Source organism: Cupriavidus sp. 01L415, from assembly GCF_056400065.1.
Genome location: NZ_JBFTSP010000002.1, coordinates 300925 through 315824, shown reverse-complemented (window position 1 = coordinate 315824; position 14900 = coordinate 300925). Strand labels below are relative to the sequence as shown.

General features: G+C 65.7%; 15 protein-coding genes. 14 read left to right on the top strand and 1 reads right to left on the bottom strand.

Annotated elements, in window-relative coordinates:
* The first annotated feature begins 31 nt into the window (after positions 1-31).
* From dapC to AC1DOX_RS06700, 7 genes are all read left to right on the top strand, one after another.
* Positions 32-1231 (top strand): succinyldiaminopimelate transaminase, encoded by a 1200-nt coding sequence (gene dapC, locus AC1DOX_RS06730; RefSeq protein ID WP_441614864.1) that lies wholly within the window; start codon positions 32-34, stop codon positions 1229-1231.
* A 98-nt stretch (positions 1232-1329) separates the two neighbouring features.
* Positions 1330-2157, top strand: a complete 828-nt coding sequence (dapD, locus tag AC1DOX_RS06725; RefSeq protein WP_477101230.1) for a 2,3,4,5-tetrahydropyridine-2,6-dicarboxylate N-succinyltransferase — start codon at positions 1330-1332, stop codon at positions 2155-2157.
* A gap of 111 nt (positions 2158-2268) precedes the next feature.
* Positions 2269-2655, top strand: coding sequence for a hypothetical protein (locus AC1DOX_RS06720; RefSeq protein WP_441614868.1), 387 nt, complete (start codon positions 2269-2271; stop codon positions 2653-2655).
* Positions 2656-2754: 99 nt separating this feature from the next.
* Positions 2755-3102, top strand: coding sequence for an arsenate reductase (locus AC1DOX_RS06715; protein ID WP_441614870.1), 348 nt, complete (start codon positions 2755-2757; stop codon positions 3100-3102).
* A gap of 23 nt (positions 3103-3125) precedes the next feature.
* Positions 3126-4277, top strand: coding sequence for a succinyl-diaminopimelate desuccinylase (dapE, locus tag AC1DOX_RS06710; protein ID WP_441614872.1), 1152 nt, complete (start codon positions 3126-3128; stop codon positions 4275-4277).
* A 201-nt stretch (positions 4278-4478) separates the two neighbouring features.
* Positions 4479-5369: a 50S ribosomal protein L3 N(5)-glutamine methyltransferase gene (prmB, locus tag AC1DOX_RS06705; protein WP_441614874.1), complete on the top strand. Its 891-nt coding sequence runs from the start codon at positions 4479-4481 to the stop codon at positions 5367-5369.
* A gap of 228 nt (positions 5370-5597) precedes the next feature.
* The gene (locus tag AC1DOX_RS06700; protein ID WP_441614876.1) at positions 5598-7085 is read left to right on the top strand and encodes a Fic family protein; all 1488 of its coding nucleotides are present in this window, start codon (positions 5598-5600) and stop codon (positions 7083-7085) included.
* An 81-nt stretch (positions 7086-7166) separates the two neighbouring features.
* On the opposite strand, the gene AC1DOX_RS06695 is transcribed toward AC1DOX_RS06700, so the two are convergent.
* A complete protein-coding gene (locus tag AC1DOX_RS06695; RefSeq protein WP_441614878.1) occupies positions 7167-7517 on the bottom strand; it encodes an RcnB family protein in 351 nt (116 codons plus the stop codon).
* Positions 7518-7932: 415 nt separating this feature from the next.
* Here AC1DOX_RS06695 and AC1DOX_RS06690 point away from each other — a divergent pair, with 415 nt between their 5' ends.
* From AC1DOX_RS06690 to AC1DOX_RS06660, 7 genes are all read left to right on the top strand, one after another.
* Complete coding sequence (locus tag AC1DOX_RS06690) at positions 7933-8721, top strand: FadR/GntR family transcriptional regulator (protein WP_441614880.1); 789 nt, start codon at positions 7933-7935, stop codon at positions 8719-8721.
* Complete coding sequence (locus tag AC1DOX_RS06685; RefSeq protein ID WP_441614882.1) at positions 8721-9746, top strand: L-idonate 5-dehydrogenase; 1026 nt, start codon at positions 8721-8723, stop codon at positions 9744-9746. The genes AC1DOX_RS06690 and AC1DOX_RS06685 overlap by 1 nt, the downstream gene beginning before the upstream one ends.
* A gap of 77 nt (positions 9747-9823) precedes the next feature.
* Positions 9824-10828, top strand: coding sequence for a sialic acid TRAP transporter substrate-binding protein SiaP (locus tag AC1DOX_RS06680; protein ID WP_218132678.1), 1005 nt, complete (start codon positions 9824-9826; stop codon positions 10826-10828).
* A 72-nt stretch (positions 10829-10900) separates the two neighbouring features.
* Positions 10901-11539 (top strand): TRAP transporter small permease, encoded by a 639-nt coding sequence (locus AC1DOX_RS06675; protein WP_441614884.1) that lies wholly within the window; start codon positions 10901-10903, stop codon positions 11537-11539.
* Positions 11540-11569: 30 nt separating this feature from the next.
* Positions 11570-12973 carry a TRAP transporter large permease gene (locus AC1DOX_RS06670; protein ID WP_441614886.1) on the top strand — a complete coding sequence of 468 codons (1404 nt, stop codon included), beginning with the start codon at positions 11570-11572 and terminating at the stop codon, positions 12971-12973.
* Between the two features lie 8 nt (positions 12974-12981).
* Entirely contained in the window at positions 12982-14115 is a 1134-nt protein-coding gene (locus AC1DOX_RS06665; RefSeq protein ID WP_441614888.1) for a mandelate racemase/muconate lactonizing enzyme family protein, read from the top strand.
* Between the two features lie 20 nt (positions 14116-14135).
* Positions 14136-14891 carry an SDR family oxidoreductase gene (locus tag AC1DOX_RS06660; protein ID WP_477113997.1) on the top strand — a complete coding sequence of 252 codons (756 nt, stop codon included), beginning with the start codon at positions 14136-14138 and terminating at the stop codon, positions 14889-14891.
* Positions 14892-14900 lie beyond the last annotated feature (9 nt).

The window sequence follows — 14900 nt, the reverse complement described above, 5'->3', positions numbered from 1 at the left end:
ATAATGCGTGGTTTTAACCGGCCCCCACCAGATGAATCCGCGCCTCGACCTGCTCCAGTCCTACCCCTTCGAGAAACTGCGGGTGCTCTTTTCGGATGTGAAGCCTGCCGACAAGCCAGCAATCAGCTTCGGCATCGGCGAACCCAAGCACCCCACGCCCGAATTCATCAAGACGGCACTGGCCGGGTCCCTCTCGGGGCTGGCGAATTATCCCACAACGGCCGGTTCCGACGCACTGCGACAGTGCATCGCCCGCTGGCTGGAGCGCCGCTACGGCCTGCCCGGCGTCAACGCCGCGACCGAAGTGCTGCCGGTGACCGGCTCGCGCGAAGCGCTGTTCGCCTTCGCCCAGACCGTGGTCGACGGCACCCGTCCTGACGCGCTGGTGCTGTGCCCCAATCCGTTCTACCAGATCTACGAAGGCGCGGCCCTGCTGGCCGGCGCCTGCCCGGTTTTCGCCAACAGCGACCCAGCGCGCAATTTCGCCCCGGCGTTCGACCAGATCGACGCCGATGTCTGGCCGAAGGTCCAGCTGCTGTACGTCTGCACGCCGGGCAACCCGACCGGTGCGGTGCTGTCCCTGGAGGACTGGCGCCAGCTGTTCGCGCTGTCCGATCGCTACGGCTTCGTGATCGCCTCCGACGAGTGCTATTCCGAGATCTATTTCGACGAGGCTCAGCCGCCGCTGGGTGCGCTGGAGGCCGCCCACAAGCTGGGCCGCGGCTTCGAGCGGTTGGTCATGTTCTCGAGCCTCTCCAAGCGATCGAACGTCCCGGGCCTGCGCTCCGGCTTCGTGGCCGGTGACGCCGCGATTCTCAAGAAATTCCTGCTATACCGTACCTACCACGGTGCCGCGATGAATCCGGCCGTGCAGACGGCCAGCGTGGCCGCCTGGAACGACGAAGCCCATGTGCGCGACAATCGCGCCGCCTACGTGCGCAAGTTCGGCGAAGTCACGCCGCTGCTGGCCGAGGTGCTCGACGTGGCGCTGCCCGATGCGGCGTTCTACCTGTGGGCCGATGTTTCGCGCACCGGGCTGACCGATACCGAATTCGCCGTGCGCCTGCTGGCCGAGCAGAACCTGACCGTGCTGCCCGGCAGCTACCTGGCGCGCGACGCCCACGGCACGAATCCGGGCCGGAACCGCATCCGGATGGCGCTGGTGGCCACGCCCGAGGAGTGCCTGGCAGGCGCGCGCCGGATCGTCGAATTCTGCAAGTCGCTGGGCTGACCGGCGCGAACGTTTGACCCTGATTCACCAAATGTCCCGGCGCCGGGACACGCAAACTCCGGCGCCGCCTCCGCAAATTCACCACTGAAGACACAAACATGACGCAAGCACTGCAAGCCCTGATCGACCAGGCCTGGGAAGACCGCGCCAGCCTGTCGCCGAAGTCCGCCCCGAACGATATCCGCGAGGCGGTGGCCAACGTGATCTCCCAGCTGGACACCGGCGCCCTGCGCGTGGCCGAAAAGCAAGGCAAGGACTGGGTGGTCAACCAGTGGATCAAGAAGGCCGTACTGCTGTCGTTCCGCCTGGAAGACAACGCGCCGATGAGCGCCGGCGGCTTCGCCCAGTTCTACGACAAGGTGCCGACCAAGTTCGCCAACTGGACCGGCGACGACTTCGCCCGCGCCGGTTTCCGCGTGGTGCCGCCCGCCGTGGCACGTCGTGGCTCGTTCATCGCGAAGAATGCCGTGCTGATGCCGTCGTACGTGAACATCGGCGCCTATGTGGATGAAGGCACGATGGTCGACACCTGGGCCACCGTGGGTTCGTGCGCGCAGATCGGCAAGAACGTCCACCTGTCCGGCGGCGTGGGCATCGGCGGCGTGCTGGAGCCGCTGCAGGCCAACCCTGTCATCATCGAGGACAACTGCTTCATCGGCGCCCGCTCGGAAGTCGTGGAAGGCGTGATCATCGAAGAAAACTCGGTCATCTCGATGGGCGTGTACCTGGGCCAGTCGACCAAGATCTATGACCGCGAAACCGGCGAAATTCATTACGGCCGCGTGCCGGCGGGTTCGGTGGTGGTGGCGGGCAACCTGCCGTCGAAGGATGGCAAGTACAGCCTGTACTGCGCCGTCATCGTCAAGAAGGTGGACGCGCAAACCCGCGCCAAGACCAGCCTGAACGACCTGCTGCGCGGCGACTGATCGCCGGCGAGCGGATCGCGCGACGCCGCCGGCCGGCCTGCTGGCTGGGCTGGCGGCGTCGAGACCTGCCGATGCCGCCAGCCAGTTTTCCGGCGGCGTCGACATCTGCCAATGCCCTCCCTCCGCAAGCGACTCATGGCCCTGGACCCCGCCACCGTCAGCACCGTGCTCTCCCTGCTGCCGACCATTCTCGAACAGGCCAACAAGACCATCGAGAAGATCAAGAAAGGCAAGCGCAAGGGCGAGGCGCCCGGCGCCCCGGACCTCGTGGAAAACCGCGATCCGGTCGCCCGCATCGCCGAGCTGGAAGCGGCCGTGGTGCAACAGGCCGAAGCCGTCAAGATGCTGGCCGAGCAACATGCGATCACCATCGAGGCCCTGCGAAAGGAAGCGGCGCGGCTGGAACGCCGCCTGCGCCTGATGACCGGCGTGGCCATGGCCGGCGTGGCGCTGGGCCTGGGCGGGCTGGTCATCGCGATCAACCTGCTGTTCCGCTAGGCGCCTGGCGACGCCGGCCCCTGGCAGGCCCTTTACAGGCCCCCTGGCGTCGCCCCGGCAAAGCCCTTACCCAACCGGCCTTTCATGGCCCCAGACACCATGACCGTCCTGCTCTACGGCATTCCCAACTGCGACACCGTCAAGAAGGCCCGCACCTGGCTGGATGCCAACGGCGTGGCCTACACCTTCCACGACTTCAAGAAGCAAGGCGTGGACGAGACGATGCTGCGCGCCTGGCTTGGCCATGTGCCGCTGGCAACGTTGCTGAACAAGAAAGGCACGACGTACCGCTCGCTGTCCGATGCCGACAAGGCCCGGGCGGAAAGCGAAGCCGGCGCCATCGCCCTGATGCAGGCCAGTCCGTCGCTGATCAAGCGGCCCGTGCTGGACCGGGGCGGCAAGGTCAGCGTCGGCTTCTCTGCGGACGCCTACGCCACGTTGTTCTGATATTTGTTTGCTCCCCTCGCCCTATGAACCCCACCCTCGCCCTCACCGAAGACCTGATCCGCCGCCGTTCCGTCACGCCCGCTGACGAAGGCTGCCAGGCCGTGCTGGAAACCCGCCTGAAGGCGCTCGGTTTCGAATGCGAAAACATCGTCAGTGGCCCGGATGACTTCCGCGTGACCAACCTGTGGGCAGTCCGGCGCGGCACCCAGGGCAAGGCGGGCAAGCTGCTGGCCTTCGCCGGCCACACGGATGTGGTGCCCACCGGCCCGCTGGACCAATGGAAATCCGATCCGTTCGAACCGACGCATCGCGACGGCAAGCTCTACGGGCGCGGTGCGGCGGACATGAAGACCTCCATCGCGGGCTTCGTGGTGGCCGTCGAGGAATTCGTCGCCCGGCATCCCGATCACGCGGGCGCCATCGCCTTCCTGATCACCAGCGATGAAGAAGGCCCCGCGCACGACGGCACGGTGAAGGTCGTGGAAGCGCTGCGCGCCCGCGGCGAGCGCATGGACTACTGCGTGGTGGGCGAGCCGACTTCCGTCGACACGCTGGGCGACATGGTCAAGAACGGCCGTCGCGGATCGCTGTCCGGCAAGCTCACCGTCAAGGGTGTGCAGGGGCACATCGCCTACCCGCACCTGGCCCGCAACCCGATCCACCTCGCCGCACCGGCGCTGGACGCCCTCGTAAACGAGGTCTGGGACGAAGGCAACGAGTACTTCCCGCCGACCACGTGGCAAATGTCGAACATCCACGGCGGCACGGGCGCGACCAACGTGATCCCGGGCCATGTGACGATCGACTTCAATTTCCGCTTCTCCACGGCCAGCACGCCGGACGGCCTGAAGGCGCGGGTCCACGCGATCCTGGACCGGCACCAGCTGGAATACACGCTGGACTGGACGCTGGGCGGCGAACCGTTCCTGACCCCGCGCGGCGGCCTGTCCGAAGCGCTTGCCGCGGCGATCTCCGCCGAGACCGGCGTGACGACCGAGCTGTCGACCACGGGCGGCACCTCCGACGGCCGCTTCATCGCACGGATCTGCCCGCAGGTCATCGAATTCGGCCCGCCGAACGCCAGCATCCACAAGATCGACGAACATGTGGAAGTGCGCTTCATCGAGCCGCTCAAGAATGTGTATCGCGGCGTGCTCGAACGCCTGATCGCCTGAGCGTTTCACCCGCCGGGCGTCACCGGGACCGGTTTTCAGAGGCGTCCGATGGACGCTTCCATACGGCCCGGCCCGGCGATGTCGCCAGAGTTTGCTGACCGCACTGGCGGTCAGCGTCGTTTCATACCGGCCGCCGATTCATTCCGGCCGCCGTTTCATCCCAGCCGTCGTTTCATCCAGCCAATTCCAGCGAGTCCTTCCATGGCCACCTCTCCCTTGCAAACCGTCCGTGACCTGCTGCGCCTGGCGGTCTCGCGCTTTACCGCCGCGAAACTGTCCTTCGGCCACGGCAGCGCCAACGCCTACGACGAGGCCGCCTATCTGGTGCTGCATACGCTGAACCTGCCGCTCGATACGCTCGATCCGTTCCTGGACGCCCGCCTGCTGCCCGAGGAAGTCGACGCGGTGCTCAAAGTCATCGAGCGCCGGGTCACCGAGCGCGTGCCGGCCGCCTACATCACGCACGAGGCCTTCATGCACGGCCTGCGCTTCTATGTGGATTCCCGCGTGATCGTGCCGCGCAGCTTTATCGGCGAACTGCTGCAGGAGGGGCTGGAACCCTGGCTCGGCGAGACGGAGCAGATCGGGCCGGTGCTGGAGCTCTGCACGGGCTCCGGCTGCCTGCCGGTCATCGCGGCGCACGTCTGGCCGAATGCGCGGATCGATGCCGTGGACATCTCCCCGGACGCGCTGGCCGTGGCACGGCGCAATGTGGCCGACTACAAGATGGGCGACCGGATCTCGCTGTACGAAGGCGACCTCTATGCGCCACTGCCGGCCGGCGCGACCTATGACGTCATCCTGACCAACCCACCCTACGTCAACGAGCAATCGATGCGCGACCTGCCAGCCGAATACCTGGCCGAGCCGCGCATCGCGCTGGCGGGTGGCGATGACGGCATGGACATCGTGCGCCGGATCATTGCGGGCGCGAAGAAGCGCCTGAACCCGGGCGGCGTGCTGGTGGTGGAGATCGGCAACGAAAAGGAAAATGTCGAGACCGCGTTCGCGGATCTGGACATCGTCTGGCTCCCCGTCAGCGCGGGCGAGGAACAGGTGTTCCTGCTGACGTACGAGGCGCTGCCGGGCTGATTGGTCAGCCTTTCCCTAAGATTTGGTGCGAAATTTTCGCCGAAATATAAATTTTCTTCGTTCAGCGCAAATTTTGTGCGAAACAGGACGGTGCAGTCCGGTCTCTTTGCAGATTTGGACGCACCTCCTAAAAAAAAGTAGGCAAAATACCCCCGCAATATAAAAAATCTTCGTTCAGCGCAAAAATTGTTGCGACCTATAAATCACATAAAGGGAAAAGTGCAAAAAATGCGTCTGGTTGGATACGCGCAGCTGCGGGAGCGGCTCGATCTTCCTGCCGTCCCGGTGAACCGAGAGGCGCGCGCCGGCGCGACCACCCGCATCCTGGAAACCGCCGACGCCGTGCTCTTCCCACGCAAGGTGGCGCCGCCGGAGGATGCCTCCCTGCTGGACCACACGCTCTTTGCACTCAAACATGAAGGCACCAACCTGGCCATCCTGGCCGGCGCGCTGCCGCACATTCCCCGTGACGAGATCCAGGCGGAAATCGATGCGCAGCCCAGTAGCCGTTTTGCGCGCATCGCCGGACTGCTCTGGGAACACTTCACCGGCACGCAGCTGACCCCAACGCTCTCGGACAAGGTGCCATACGTGAACCTGTTCGATCCGGCCCAGTACTACACCGCCGAGCCGGGCCAGCTCTACCCGCGATGGCGCGTCCGCTTCAACGGCCTGGGCAACCTGGACTATTGCCTCAGCGTGCGTCGCACGGAGGCCATCCAGTCGATCCTCGACATGGATGTGTTCGCGCGAATGGACGCCTTCATTGCCACCGTCGGCAAGGACGTACTGGACCGTGCGCTCAGCTGGGCCTACCTCAGTGAAACCGACAGTTCGTTCGAGATCGAACGCGAACGGCCCACGCAGGACAAATCCGAGCGCTTTGTCCAGTTGCTGCTTCACGCGCATGAACAGCGACCGCTCAGCGAGGAATACCTGACCGAGCTGCAGAACGATGTCATCTCCAACCCGTTCGACCTGGCCGTTCAGTACCGGACCCAGCAGAACTGGCTGCGCCGCGGCGGCCATGGGCCTGCATCCGTCACGTATATCCCGCCAAAGCCGGACGACGTGCCGGGTCTCATGCAGGCACTCGAAGATTTTGCCAACGCACCGCCTGCGAATCTCGATCCGCTGATCGTGGCGAGCGTGGTGTCGTTCTGGTTTGTCTTCATCCACCCATTCATGGATGGCAACGGACGCCTGTCGCGCTTCCTGATCCATCACGCGCTGTGCCGGTCCGGCAAGATGGCAAAGGGGTTTCTGCTGCCCGTATCCGTGGCAATCAAGCGCCACGAAATGGACTACCTTGCCGCGCTGGAAGCCTTCTCCAAACCGGTACGGGCACTATGGCGCGTGCGCGCCATGGGCGATCAGGAGTTCGATTGCCAGACCAGTGCCGGCACAACGCCGTATAGCTACTGGGATGCCACGCCATGCGTGGAGTTTGGCGTACGCATGGTGAAGGAAGCGTTGGAACACGACTTGCAAGCGGAGACCCAGTTCCTGCAGGGCTACGACGAGGTCGTCAAACGCATCGGCGCCGAATTCGACATTCGGAACAGTGACCTGGCCACGCTGGTATCCAGTTGCTTCAAGGAAAAAGGCCGGGTCTCCAACCGGTGGAGAAAGCAGCTCGGTGACCGCGTCCAGCCCGAGGCATTCGATGCGATCGAGGCGGCTGTCCGGGACGTCTTCTTTCCCGACCCAGCATGAAAAAGGGCATGCCGTCGATCGCCGGCATGCCCGTTGTCTACACAATCTGCACCTTCCGCGCGTCCCGCGCGGGGATCGGGATCAGCCTCCCGGACCCACCGACCAGATCGTCCCGTTCGACGACACCTGGTAGTAGTCGGCGCCCACGCCTACCCAGTGATAGCCCTTCTTGGGCGCTGGGAGGTTGTAGTCCTTGTACTTGTCGATGACATATTGCCTGTCACGGAACTCCGCGGGCAAACGGTCGCCCTTGTTCCATTTCTGCGGGGCGTAGGGGGACTGCGCGCCCATCGGCGCCGCACTCGCCGAATCGGCTGGCATCTGTTGCTTCGACGTGCCATGCGGCTTCTGTCCTTGTTGGGAGAGAGCGAATGGCATGGTCAGCATGCCTGCCGCAACCAGCGCGGCGGATATTAACGTCTTCGTTTTCATCGTGATCTCCTCACGGATGGACCCGTCGGTTGCCCGGGCCCGGGCAACCTAAAACAGCTTAGTAGCAATTGCGGGGCCTGACCGGTCAGAGATCGGCCACTCGTGACGGATGCAAGCCATTTCCCGAACAATTCTTGCGCGCGGCCGACGATTTGGTGCGATTGCGGCACACCGGCGACGCTCCCACGCGCGCTTGCCGCATGTGCGACGAAGGCCCGCCGCATGCGTAGATTTGGCAGCGGGTGCGTGTAGCAAATGCCACCGCCGCCTGCTGCGGCGCGGCAAATGTTCTCCTTGCGGACCCTGTGAAAATTTCCTAAAAATTGGTCAGACCGCCTGACCTCCATGCCAACGAACCGGCCGGAGGCGGGTGCCGCCCCGATGCAGCGAATCCATCCAGGACCTCAGATCCGACATGCCGATTCAGCAGATCGAACCGCGCCGTCTTTACCGCCAGATCGCCGACCAGTTGCGCCGGCTGATCGAGGGCGGTGAATTTCCCGTGGGCTCCCGGCTGCCGCCGGAGCGGGACCTGGCGGCACAGCTTGGCGTATCGCGCCCGTCCGTGCGCGAGGCCTTGATCGCGCTGGAGGTGGAAGGCCTGGTCGAAGTCCGCATGGGCTCGGGCATCTACGCCTGCGCCGCGGACCCCGCGCCACTGGGCACGCCGGCGGGCAGCGTCATAGCCGAGCCGCCGCTCGACGTCATCCGCGCGCGCCAGACCATCGAAGGCGAGATGGCCGCCAATGCGGCACGGCACTGCACGCCGGCGTTGCTCGAAGCGCTGGCCGAGGCCATCGCGCTGATGGAAGAGGAAGCCGGCGCAGGCCACATCCCCGTGCGCGGCGACCGCCTGTTCCATCTGCGCATCACCGAAGTCTCGGAGAACTCCGTACTCCTGCGTCTGGTCGCCGAACTCTTCGACGAGCGCCACAACCCGCTGTTCGCGCAATTTGGCAGTCATTTCGAGAACGCCGCCAGCTGGATGGCCGCGATTGCCGAACATCGCACCGTGGTGGCCGCCATCGCTTCCGGATCCGCTGATGCCGCACGGGCCGCCATGTGCGAGCACCTCGAGCTGTCGCACAGCCGCTTCTATGCCGCGTGGCCGGGCAACGCGGAATCCCCGGCGGCCGCCGCCCCCGCCCGGCCGCGCCGCAAGAAGGCCGCGGGCACCGCCAATTCGCTAAGCGAGGAAACCTGATGTCGCTGACCTGCCATATCCACGCCAGCGAGGACCTGCGGTTCTCGGACGTCGAACCCGTTGCGCCCGGTCCCCACGAAGTCCAGGTCCGGCTGGGCGCGGCCGGCATCTGTGGCTCGGACATCCACTACTTCTTCCATGGCAAGGTGGGTGCGTTCGTCATCCGGGAACCACTGACACCGGGGCACGAGGCCTCCGGCATCGTGGAGGCCGTTGGCAGCGCGGTCACGCGCGTCGCGCCGGGCATGAAGGTGGCGATCAATCCGTCCCATGCATGCGGGCAGTGCGATTACTGCCGCGCGGGCCGCGACAACCTCTGCCGCAACATGCGCTTCCTGGGCAGCGCCAGCGTCTACCCGCACGTGCAAGGCATGTTCCGCCAGCACTTCCTGATGCACGAGCGGCAGCTCACGCCGGTGGAATCCGATATCTCGCTCGGCGAACTGGCCTTTGCGGAGCCGCTTTCCGTGGCCCTGCACGGCGTCAATCGCGCGGGCGAGCTGCTGGGCAAGACCGTGCTGGTGACCGGCGGCGGCACGATCGGCAGCCTGACGGTGATGGCCGCCCGGCTGGCCGGCGCCGCCCGCATCATCGTCTGCGACATCGCCGAACGGCCGCTGGAAGTCGCGCGCACGGTCGGTGCGGATGAGACGATTCTCACCACCGGCACCGCCGCCAGCGCACTGCAGGACCTGGCGGACGTGAGCCTGGAAGCGGCGGGCAGCCCCGCCGCGCTGGCTACCTGCCTCACGGCCACGCGCCGTGGCGGACGCATCGTGCAGGTCGGCACCCTGCCCGCGGAGGGCCTGCATTTCCCCGCCAACAACATCATGGCGCGCGAGCTGGACTACGTCGGCGCCTTCCGCTTTGGCCGCGAATTCGACTGGTCGGTGCAGTACCTGACCGGACGGCGGCTCGATGTCCGCCCGTTGCTTTCGGCGCAGTTGCCGCTGGCGCAGGCGGTGGAGGCGTTTCACCTGGCGGCCGACAAGGGCCGCAGTACGAAAGTGCAGTTGACCGGCTGAGGCCCCCGGCCTCGCCCCGACCGGCTCCCTCTACTAAAAAAGCCGGCGGGATTCCACCCAGAAACAGGAGACAACCAATGATGCGTCATCGCCGGCAGTTCTCGTCGTGCGTGCTCGGGGCGGCCATGCTGTTGGCCGGCTTCAGCCTGTCGTCCACCGCCCTCGCCCAGGCGCAGGCCCCGATCAAGCTCAAGTGGGCGCACGTCTACGAGACTTCCGAGCCGTTCCACAAGTGGTCCGTGTGGGCGGCGGAGGAAATCAAGAAACGCAGCAACGGCAAGTACCAGATCGATGTCTTCCCCGCCTCCCAGCTGGGCAAGGAGAACGACATCAACCAGGGCCTGGCGATGGGTACGGTCGACATCATCATCTCGGGCTCCAGCTTTGCCGCCAAGTCGTTCCCGCGCATCGGCGTGACGTACTACCCGTATACCTTCCGGGATGCCACGCACCTGCTGGCATACACCAGGAGCGACATCTACAAGGAACTGACGCGCGGCTACGAGGACAAGACCGGCAACCACATCGTCGCCACCACGTACTACGGCACGCGGCAGTCCACGTCGAACAAGCCGTTTTCTCATTGCACGGAAATGAAGGGCCTGAAGATGCGCGTGCCGGACGTGCCCGCCTACCTGGCCATGCCGCGCGCGTGCGGCGTGAACACGTCGCCGATCGCCTTTGCCGAGGTCTACCTGGCGCTGCAGAACGGCACGGTGGAAGCGCAGGAAAATCCGCTGACGACCATCGAGGCGAAGAAGTTCTACGAGGTACAGAAATACATCGTGCTGACCGGCCATATCGTGGATCACCTGAACACGGTGATATCCGGCGCGCTGTGGAAGAAGCTGTCCGAGCCCGAGCGGAAGATGTTCAACGAGGTGGCGCAGGAAGCCGCCGCCAAGGCGACGGAAGACGTGGTGGCGCGCGAGAAGGAACTGGTCGCCGTGTTCCGGCAGAAGGGCATCACGGTGACCCAGGTCAGCGTGCCCGAGTACCGCGACGCCGTGCTCAAGAACGTGACCTTCGAATCGCAGGGCTATCGCAAGGCCGACTGGGAAAAAATCCAGGCCGTTCAATGATGGCGGGCCGGTGGCGCCCCGCGCCACCGTGCTGCTGAAGGGTGCTGAAGGGAGCCAAACGGAGCCGAACCCATGGAATTGCAGTCCCGCCTTGCCAACCCCGACGGCCCGCCGCCGCAGCCCGACCCCGAGAACGCGACGACGGACGGACCGCATATGTCCTCCGTCGCGGACCTCGTCCACAGCTTCGAGGAAGCCGACGCCCAGCCCGTGGTCCTCGACGACGTCGCCGCCGAGGACTGGTTCACCCTCGGCCTGTTCTGGGTGATGACGATCCTGGTCTTCCTGCAGTTCTTCACGCGCTACGTGATGAACGACTCGCTGGCGTGGACGGAGGAGCTGGCCACGTACTGCCTGATCGGCGTGGTCTTCATCGGCGCGTCGATGTGCATGCGCAAATGCCGCCATATCCAGGTGGACCTGCTCTACCGCTACCTGCCGCACCGGCCGGCGCGCGTGCTCTCCACGCTAGTCGACATCGTGCGCACGGCGTTCTTCGCCTATGCCGCGTGGCTGGTGTGGCGCTACATCGGCATCGTCGGCGACGAGCCCATGACCACCATCGAGTGGAACAAGAACCACGTCTACTGGCTCGCGCTGATCGGCTTCGTGCTGATGTTCGGACGCTCCGTCCAGGTGAGCTGGCAGAACTGGCGACGCGGCTATTCGATCCTGGAACGCCCGCAGGCGTTCGAATCGTTCGACAACTGACCCCCGCCGTCCCGAACCCGGAGCCGCAAGATGTCGATTCTCATTGTTTCGTTTCTGGCGTTGATGCTGTTCGGCGTGCCGGTGGCCGTGTCGATGGCGCTGGCGTCCCTGCTCTATATCTGGACCAGCGGCACCGTGCCTGACGTCATCCTGGCCCAGCGCATGATCGCCGGCGTGGAGAGCTTTCCGCTGCTGGCCGTGCCTTTCTTCATCCTGGCCGGCAACCTGATGAACGTGGCCGGCATCACGGGCCGCATCTACAACTTCGCCGTGGCGCTGGTCGGCTGGATGCGCGGCGGGCTGGGCCACGTCAACATCATCGGATCGGTGATCTTCTCGGGCATGTCCGGCACCGCCATCGCCGACGCGGCCGGCCTGGGCACCATCGAGATCAAGGCGATGAAGGACCACGGCTACGAGACCGAGTTTGCCGTGGGCGTGACCGCGGCGTCTGCCACGCTCGGGCCGATCATTCCGCCGTCCCTGCCCTTCGTGATCTACGGGATGATGGCCAACGTGTCGATCGGCTCGCTGTTCCTGGCGGGCATCATCCCCGGACTGGTGCTCACGCTGTTCATGATGGGCACGGTCGCATGGATCGCGCATCGCCGCGGCTGGGGCGGCGACACGGCGTTCTCGTGGAAGCTGCTGAGCTCGGCGACCATCGAGATCCTGGTGGTGCTGGCCTTTCCCCTCGCCATCTGGCTGGCGACGAAGATGGGCGTCTCCACCAACATGGCCGCGCTCGGCGCGCTGGTGGCGCTGCTGGCGCTGGACTGGTATTTCGACTTCTCGGCGGTGATGGCGCTGATGGCCCCGGTCATCCTGATCGGCGGCATGACGCTCGGCTGGTTCACCCCGACCGAAGCGGCAGTGGCCGCCGTGATCTGGGCGCTGTTCCTGGGGCTGGTCCGCTATCGCTCGATGACGATGCGCGCGCTGGTCCGCGCCACGCTGGACACCATCGAGACCACGGCCTCGGTGCTGTTCATCGTCACGGCGGCGTCGATCTTCGCGTGGCTGCTGACCACCAGCCAGGCCGCGCAGATGCTGACCGATGCCATCCTCGGCTTTACCCAGAACAAGTGGGTATTCCTGCTGCTGGCCAACCTGCTGATCCTGATCGTCGGCTGCTTTATCGACACCACGGCCGCCATCACCATCCTCGTGCCGATCCTGCTGCCGATCGTGCTCAAGCTCGGCATCGACCCGATCCACTTCGGACTGGTGATGACCCTGAACCTGATGATCGGCCTGCTGCACCCGCCGCTGGGCATGGTGCTGTTCGTGCTGGCGCGTGTGGCCAAGCTGTCGGTGGAGCGCACCACGGTGGCCATCCTGCCGTGGCTGATACCGCTGTTCCTGACACTGATCGCCATCACCTACGTGCCGGAAATCACGCTCTGGCTGCCGAACCTCGTGGGCAGCAAGTGAGCCGGCCCATGATCAAGACAGCCGCGACCACCACGACGGGCACGACGATCCGCTCCGTCGAGCTGTTCCAGGTGGACCTGCCGCCGCCGGTGCCGCGCTCCGACGCCATCCAGTCCTTCGTCACGCAGGAAACGCCGATGGTGCGAATCCGCTGCGCGGACGGGTCCGAGGGCACCGGCTACAGCTATACGATCGGCACTGGCGGATCGTCCGTGATGGCCCTGCTGCGGGACCACCTCGCGCCGCGCCTGATCGGCCGCGACCCGGCGCACATCGAAGCCATCTGGCGCGACCTGCTGTTCGCCACGCACGCCACCTCGGTTGGCGCGATCACCAGTCTCGCGCTGGCCGCCATCGACACCGCGTTGTGGGACTGGCGCTGCCATCGCGACGGCCAGCCACTGTGGCTCGCGGCCGGTGGCGCCCAGGCGCGCGTGCCGGTCTACACCACCGAGGGCGGCTGGCTGCACCTGTCGCCGGCGGCGCTGGTGGAGGAAGCGATCGCCGCCCGGGAGGCGGGCTTTCAAGGCGCCAAGATCAAGGTCGGCAAGCCCCAACTGGCTGACGACCTCGCGCGCCTGTCGGCCGTCCGTCATGCCGTGGGCGACCACTTTGCGCTGATGGTCGATGCCAACCAGTGCTTCACGGTGGCCGAGGCGATTCGCCGCGCCCCGCACTACGCCGAACTCGGCCTCGGCTGGTTCGAGGAGCCCTTGCCCGCGGACGACCTGACCGGCCACGTCAGGCTGGCCAACGCCACCTCCCTGCCGATTGCCGTGGGCGAATCGCTCTACTCGGCCGGCCAGTTTGCCGACTACGTACGCCAGGGCGCTTGCTCCATCGTGCAGGCCGATGCGGCCCGCATCGGCGGCATCACGCCGTGGCTCAAGGTGGCGCATCTTGCCGAGGCCGCCAACCTCGCCATCTGCCCGCACTTCCTGATGGAACTGCATGTTTCCCTCTGCGCGGCGGTGCCCAATGCCGCGTGGGTCGAATACATCCCGCAACTCGACGCCATCGCCACCACCCGCGTCCGGATCGAGGACGGCCATGCCGTGCCGCCGGACACGCCGGGGCTGGGCATCGACTGGGACTGGGCCGAGATCGAACGCCGCGCGGCCGCCCGCGTGGTCGTTTCCTGAACATCCACAAGGAGTCCTCCATGACGCAACGACTTGCCGGCAAGATCGCCCTGGTGACCGCAACCGGCCAGGGCATTGGCCGCGCCACCGCGGAAGCGTTCCTGCGCGAAGGCGCCCGCGTGATCGCCGCCGACATCAACCCGGAGACACTTTCAGAACTGGCTGATTTGCCAAACTGCAGCGCGCAGCGCCTCGACGTCACCGATGCCGCCGCCGTGCAAGCCGCCGCAGCGGAGATCGGCCGGCTCGACGTGCTGTTCAACGGCGCGGGCTTCGTCCACCATGGGACGATTCTCGATTGCGACGACGCGGCGTTCGATTTCTCGGTGAACCTGAACGTGCGGGCGATGTATCGCATGATGCGGGCCTTCCTGCCGGCCATGCTGGCCGCGCGGCGCGGATCGATCATCAACATGGCATCCGTGGCAGGCAGCATCAAGGGCGCACCGAACCGCTTTGTCTATGGCACGACCAAGGCGGCCGTCATCGGCATGACCAAGGCCGTGGCCGCCGACTACATCGGCCAGGGCATTCGCTGCAATGCAATCTGCCCCGGCACCGTGGAATCCCCGTCGCTGCGTCAGCGCATCGCCGACCAGGCCAGGACCAGCGGACGCACGCTGGCGCAGGTGGAAGCGGACTTCGTCGCGCGCCAGCCAATGGGCCGCATCGGCACCGCGGCGGAGATCGCCGCGCTGGCCGTCTACCTCGCCTCCGACGAATCCGCGTTCACCACCGGCACGGCGCAGGTCATCGACGGCGGCTGGTCGAACTGAACGACCATC

What these genes read in the sequence shown, in the direction of transcription:
- dapC (WP_441614864.1), top strand. Translation starts at nt 32, where the DNA reads ATGAATCCGCGCCTCGACCTGCTCCAGTCCTACCCCTTCGAGAAACTG.
- dapD (WP_477101230.1), top strand. Translation starts at nt 1,330, where the DNA reads ATGACGCAAGCACTGCAAGCCCTGATCGACCAGGCCTGGGAAGACCGC.
- AC1DOX_RS06720 (WP_441614868.1), top strand. Translation starts at nt 2,269, where the DNA reads ATGCCCTCCCTCCGCAAGCGACTCATGGCCCTGGACCCCGCCACCGTC.
- AC1DOX_RS06715 (WP_441614870.1), top strand. Translation starts at nt 2,755, where the DNA reads ATGACCGTCCTGCTCTACGGCATTCCCAACTGCGACACCGTCAAGAAG.
- dapE (WP_441614872.1), top strand. Translation starts at nt 3,126, where the DNA reads ATGAACCCCACCCTCGCCCTCACCGAAGACCTGATCCGCCGCCGTTCC.
- prmB (WP_441614874.1), top strand. Translation starts at nt 4,479, where the DNA reads ATGGCCACCTCTCCCTTGCAAACCGTCCGTGACCTGCTGCGCCTGGCG.
- AC1DOX_RS06700 (WP_441614876.1), top strand. Translation starts at nt 5,598, where the DNA reads ATGCGTCTGGTTGGATACGCGCAGCTGCGGGAGCGGCTCGATCTTCCT.
- AC1DOX_RS06695 (WP_441614878.1), bottom strand. Translation starts at nt 7,517, where the DNA reads ATGAAAACGAAGACGTTAATATCCGCCGCGCTGGTTGCGGCAGGCATG.
- AC1DOX_RS06690 (WP_441614880.1), top strand. Translation starts at nt 7,933, where the DNA reads ATGCCGATTCAGCAGATCGAACCGCGCCGTCTTTACCGCCAGATCGCC.
- AC1DOX_RS06685 (WP_441614882.1), top strand. Translation starts at nt 8,721, where the DNA reads ATGTCGCTGACCTGCCATATCCACGCCAGCGAGGACCTGCGGTTCTCG.
- AC1DOX_RS06680 (WP_218132678.1), top strand. Translation starts at nt 9,824, where the DNA reads ATGATGCGTCATCGCCGGCAGTTCTCGTCGTGCGTGCTCGGGGCGGCC.
- AC1DOX_RS06675 (WP_441614884.1), top strand. Translation starts at nt 10,901, where the DNA reads ATGGAATTGCAGTCCCGCCTTGCCAACCCCGACGGCCCGCCGCCGCAG.
- AC1DOX_RS06670 (WP_441614886.1), top strand. Translation starts at nt 11,570, where the DNA reads ATGTCGATTCTCATTGTTTCGTTTCTGGCGTTGATGCTGTTCGGCGTG.
- AC1DOX_RS06665 (WP_441614888.1), top strand. Translation starts at nt 12,982, where the DNA reads ATGATCAAGACAGCCGCGACCACCACGACGGGCACGACGATCCGCTCC.
- AC1DOX_RS06660 (WP_477113997.1), top strand. Translation starts at nt 14,136, where the DNA reads ATGACGCAACGACTTGCCGGCAAGATCGCCCTGGTGACCGCAACCGGC.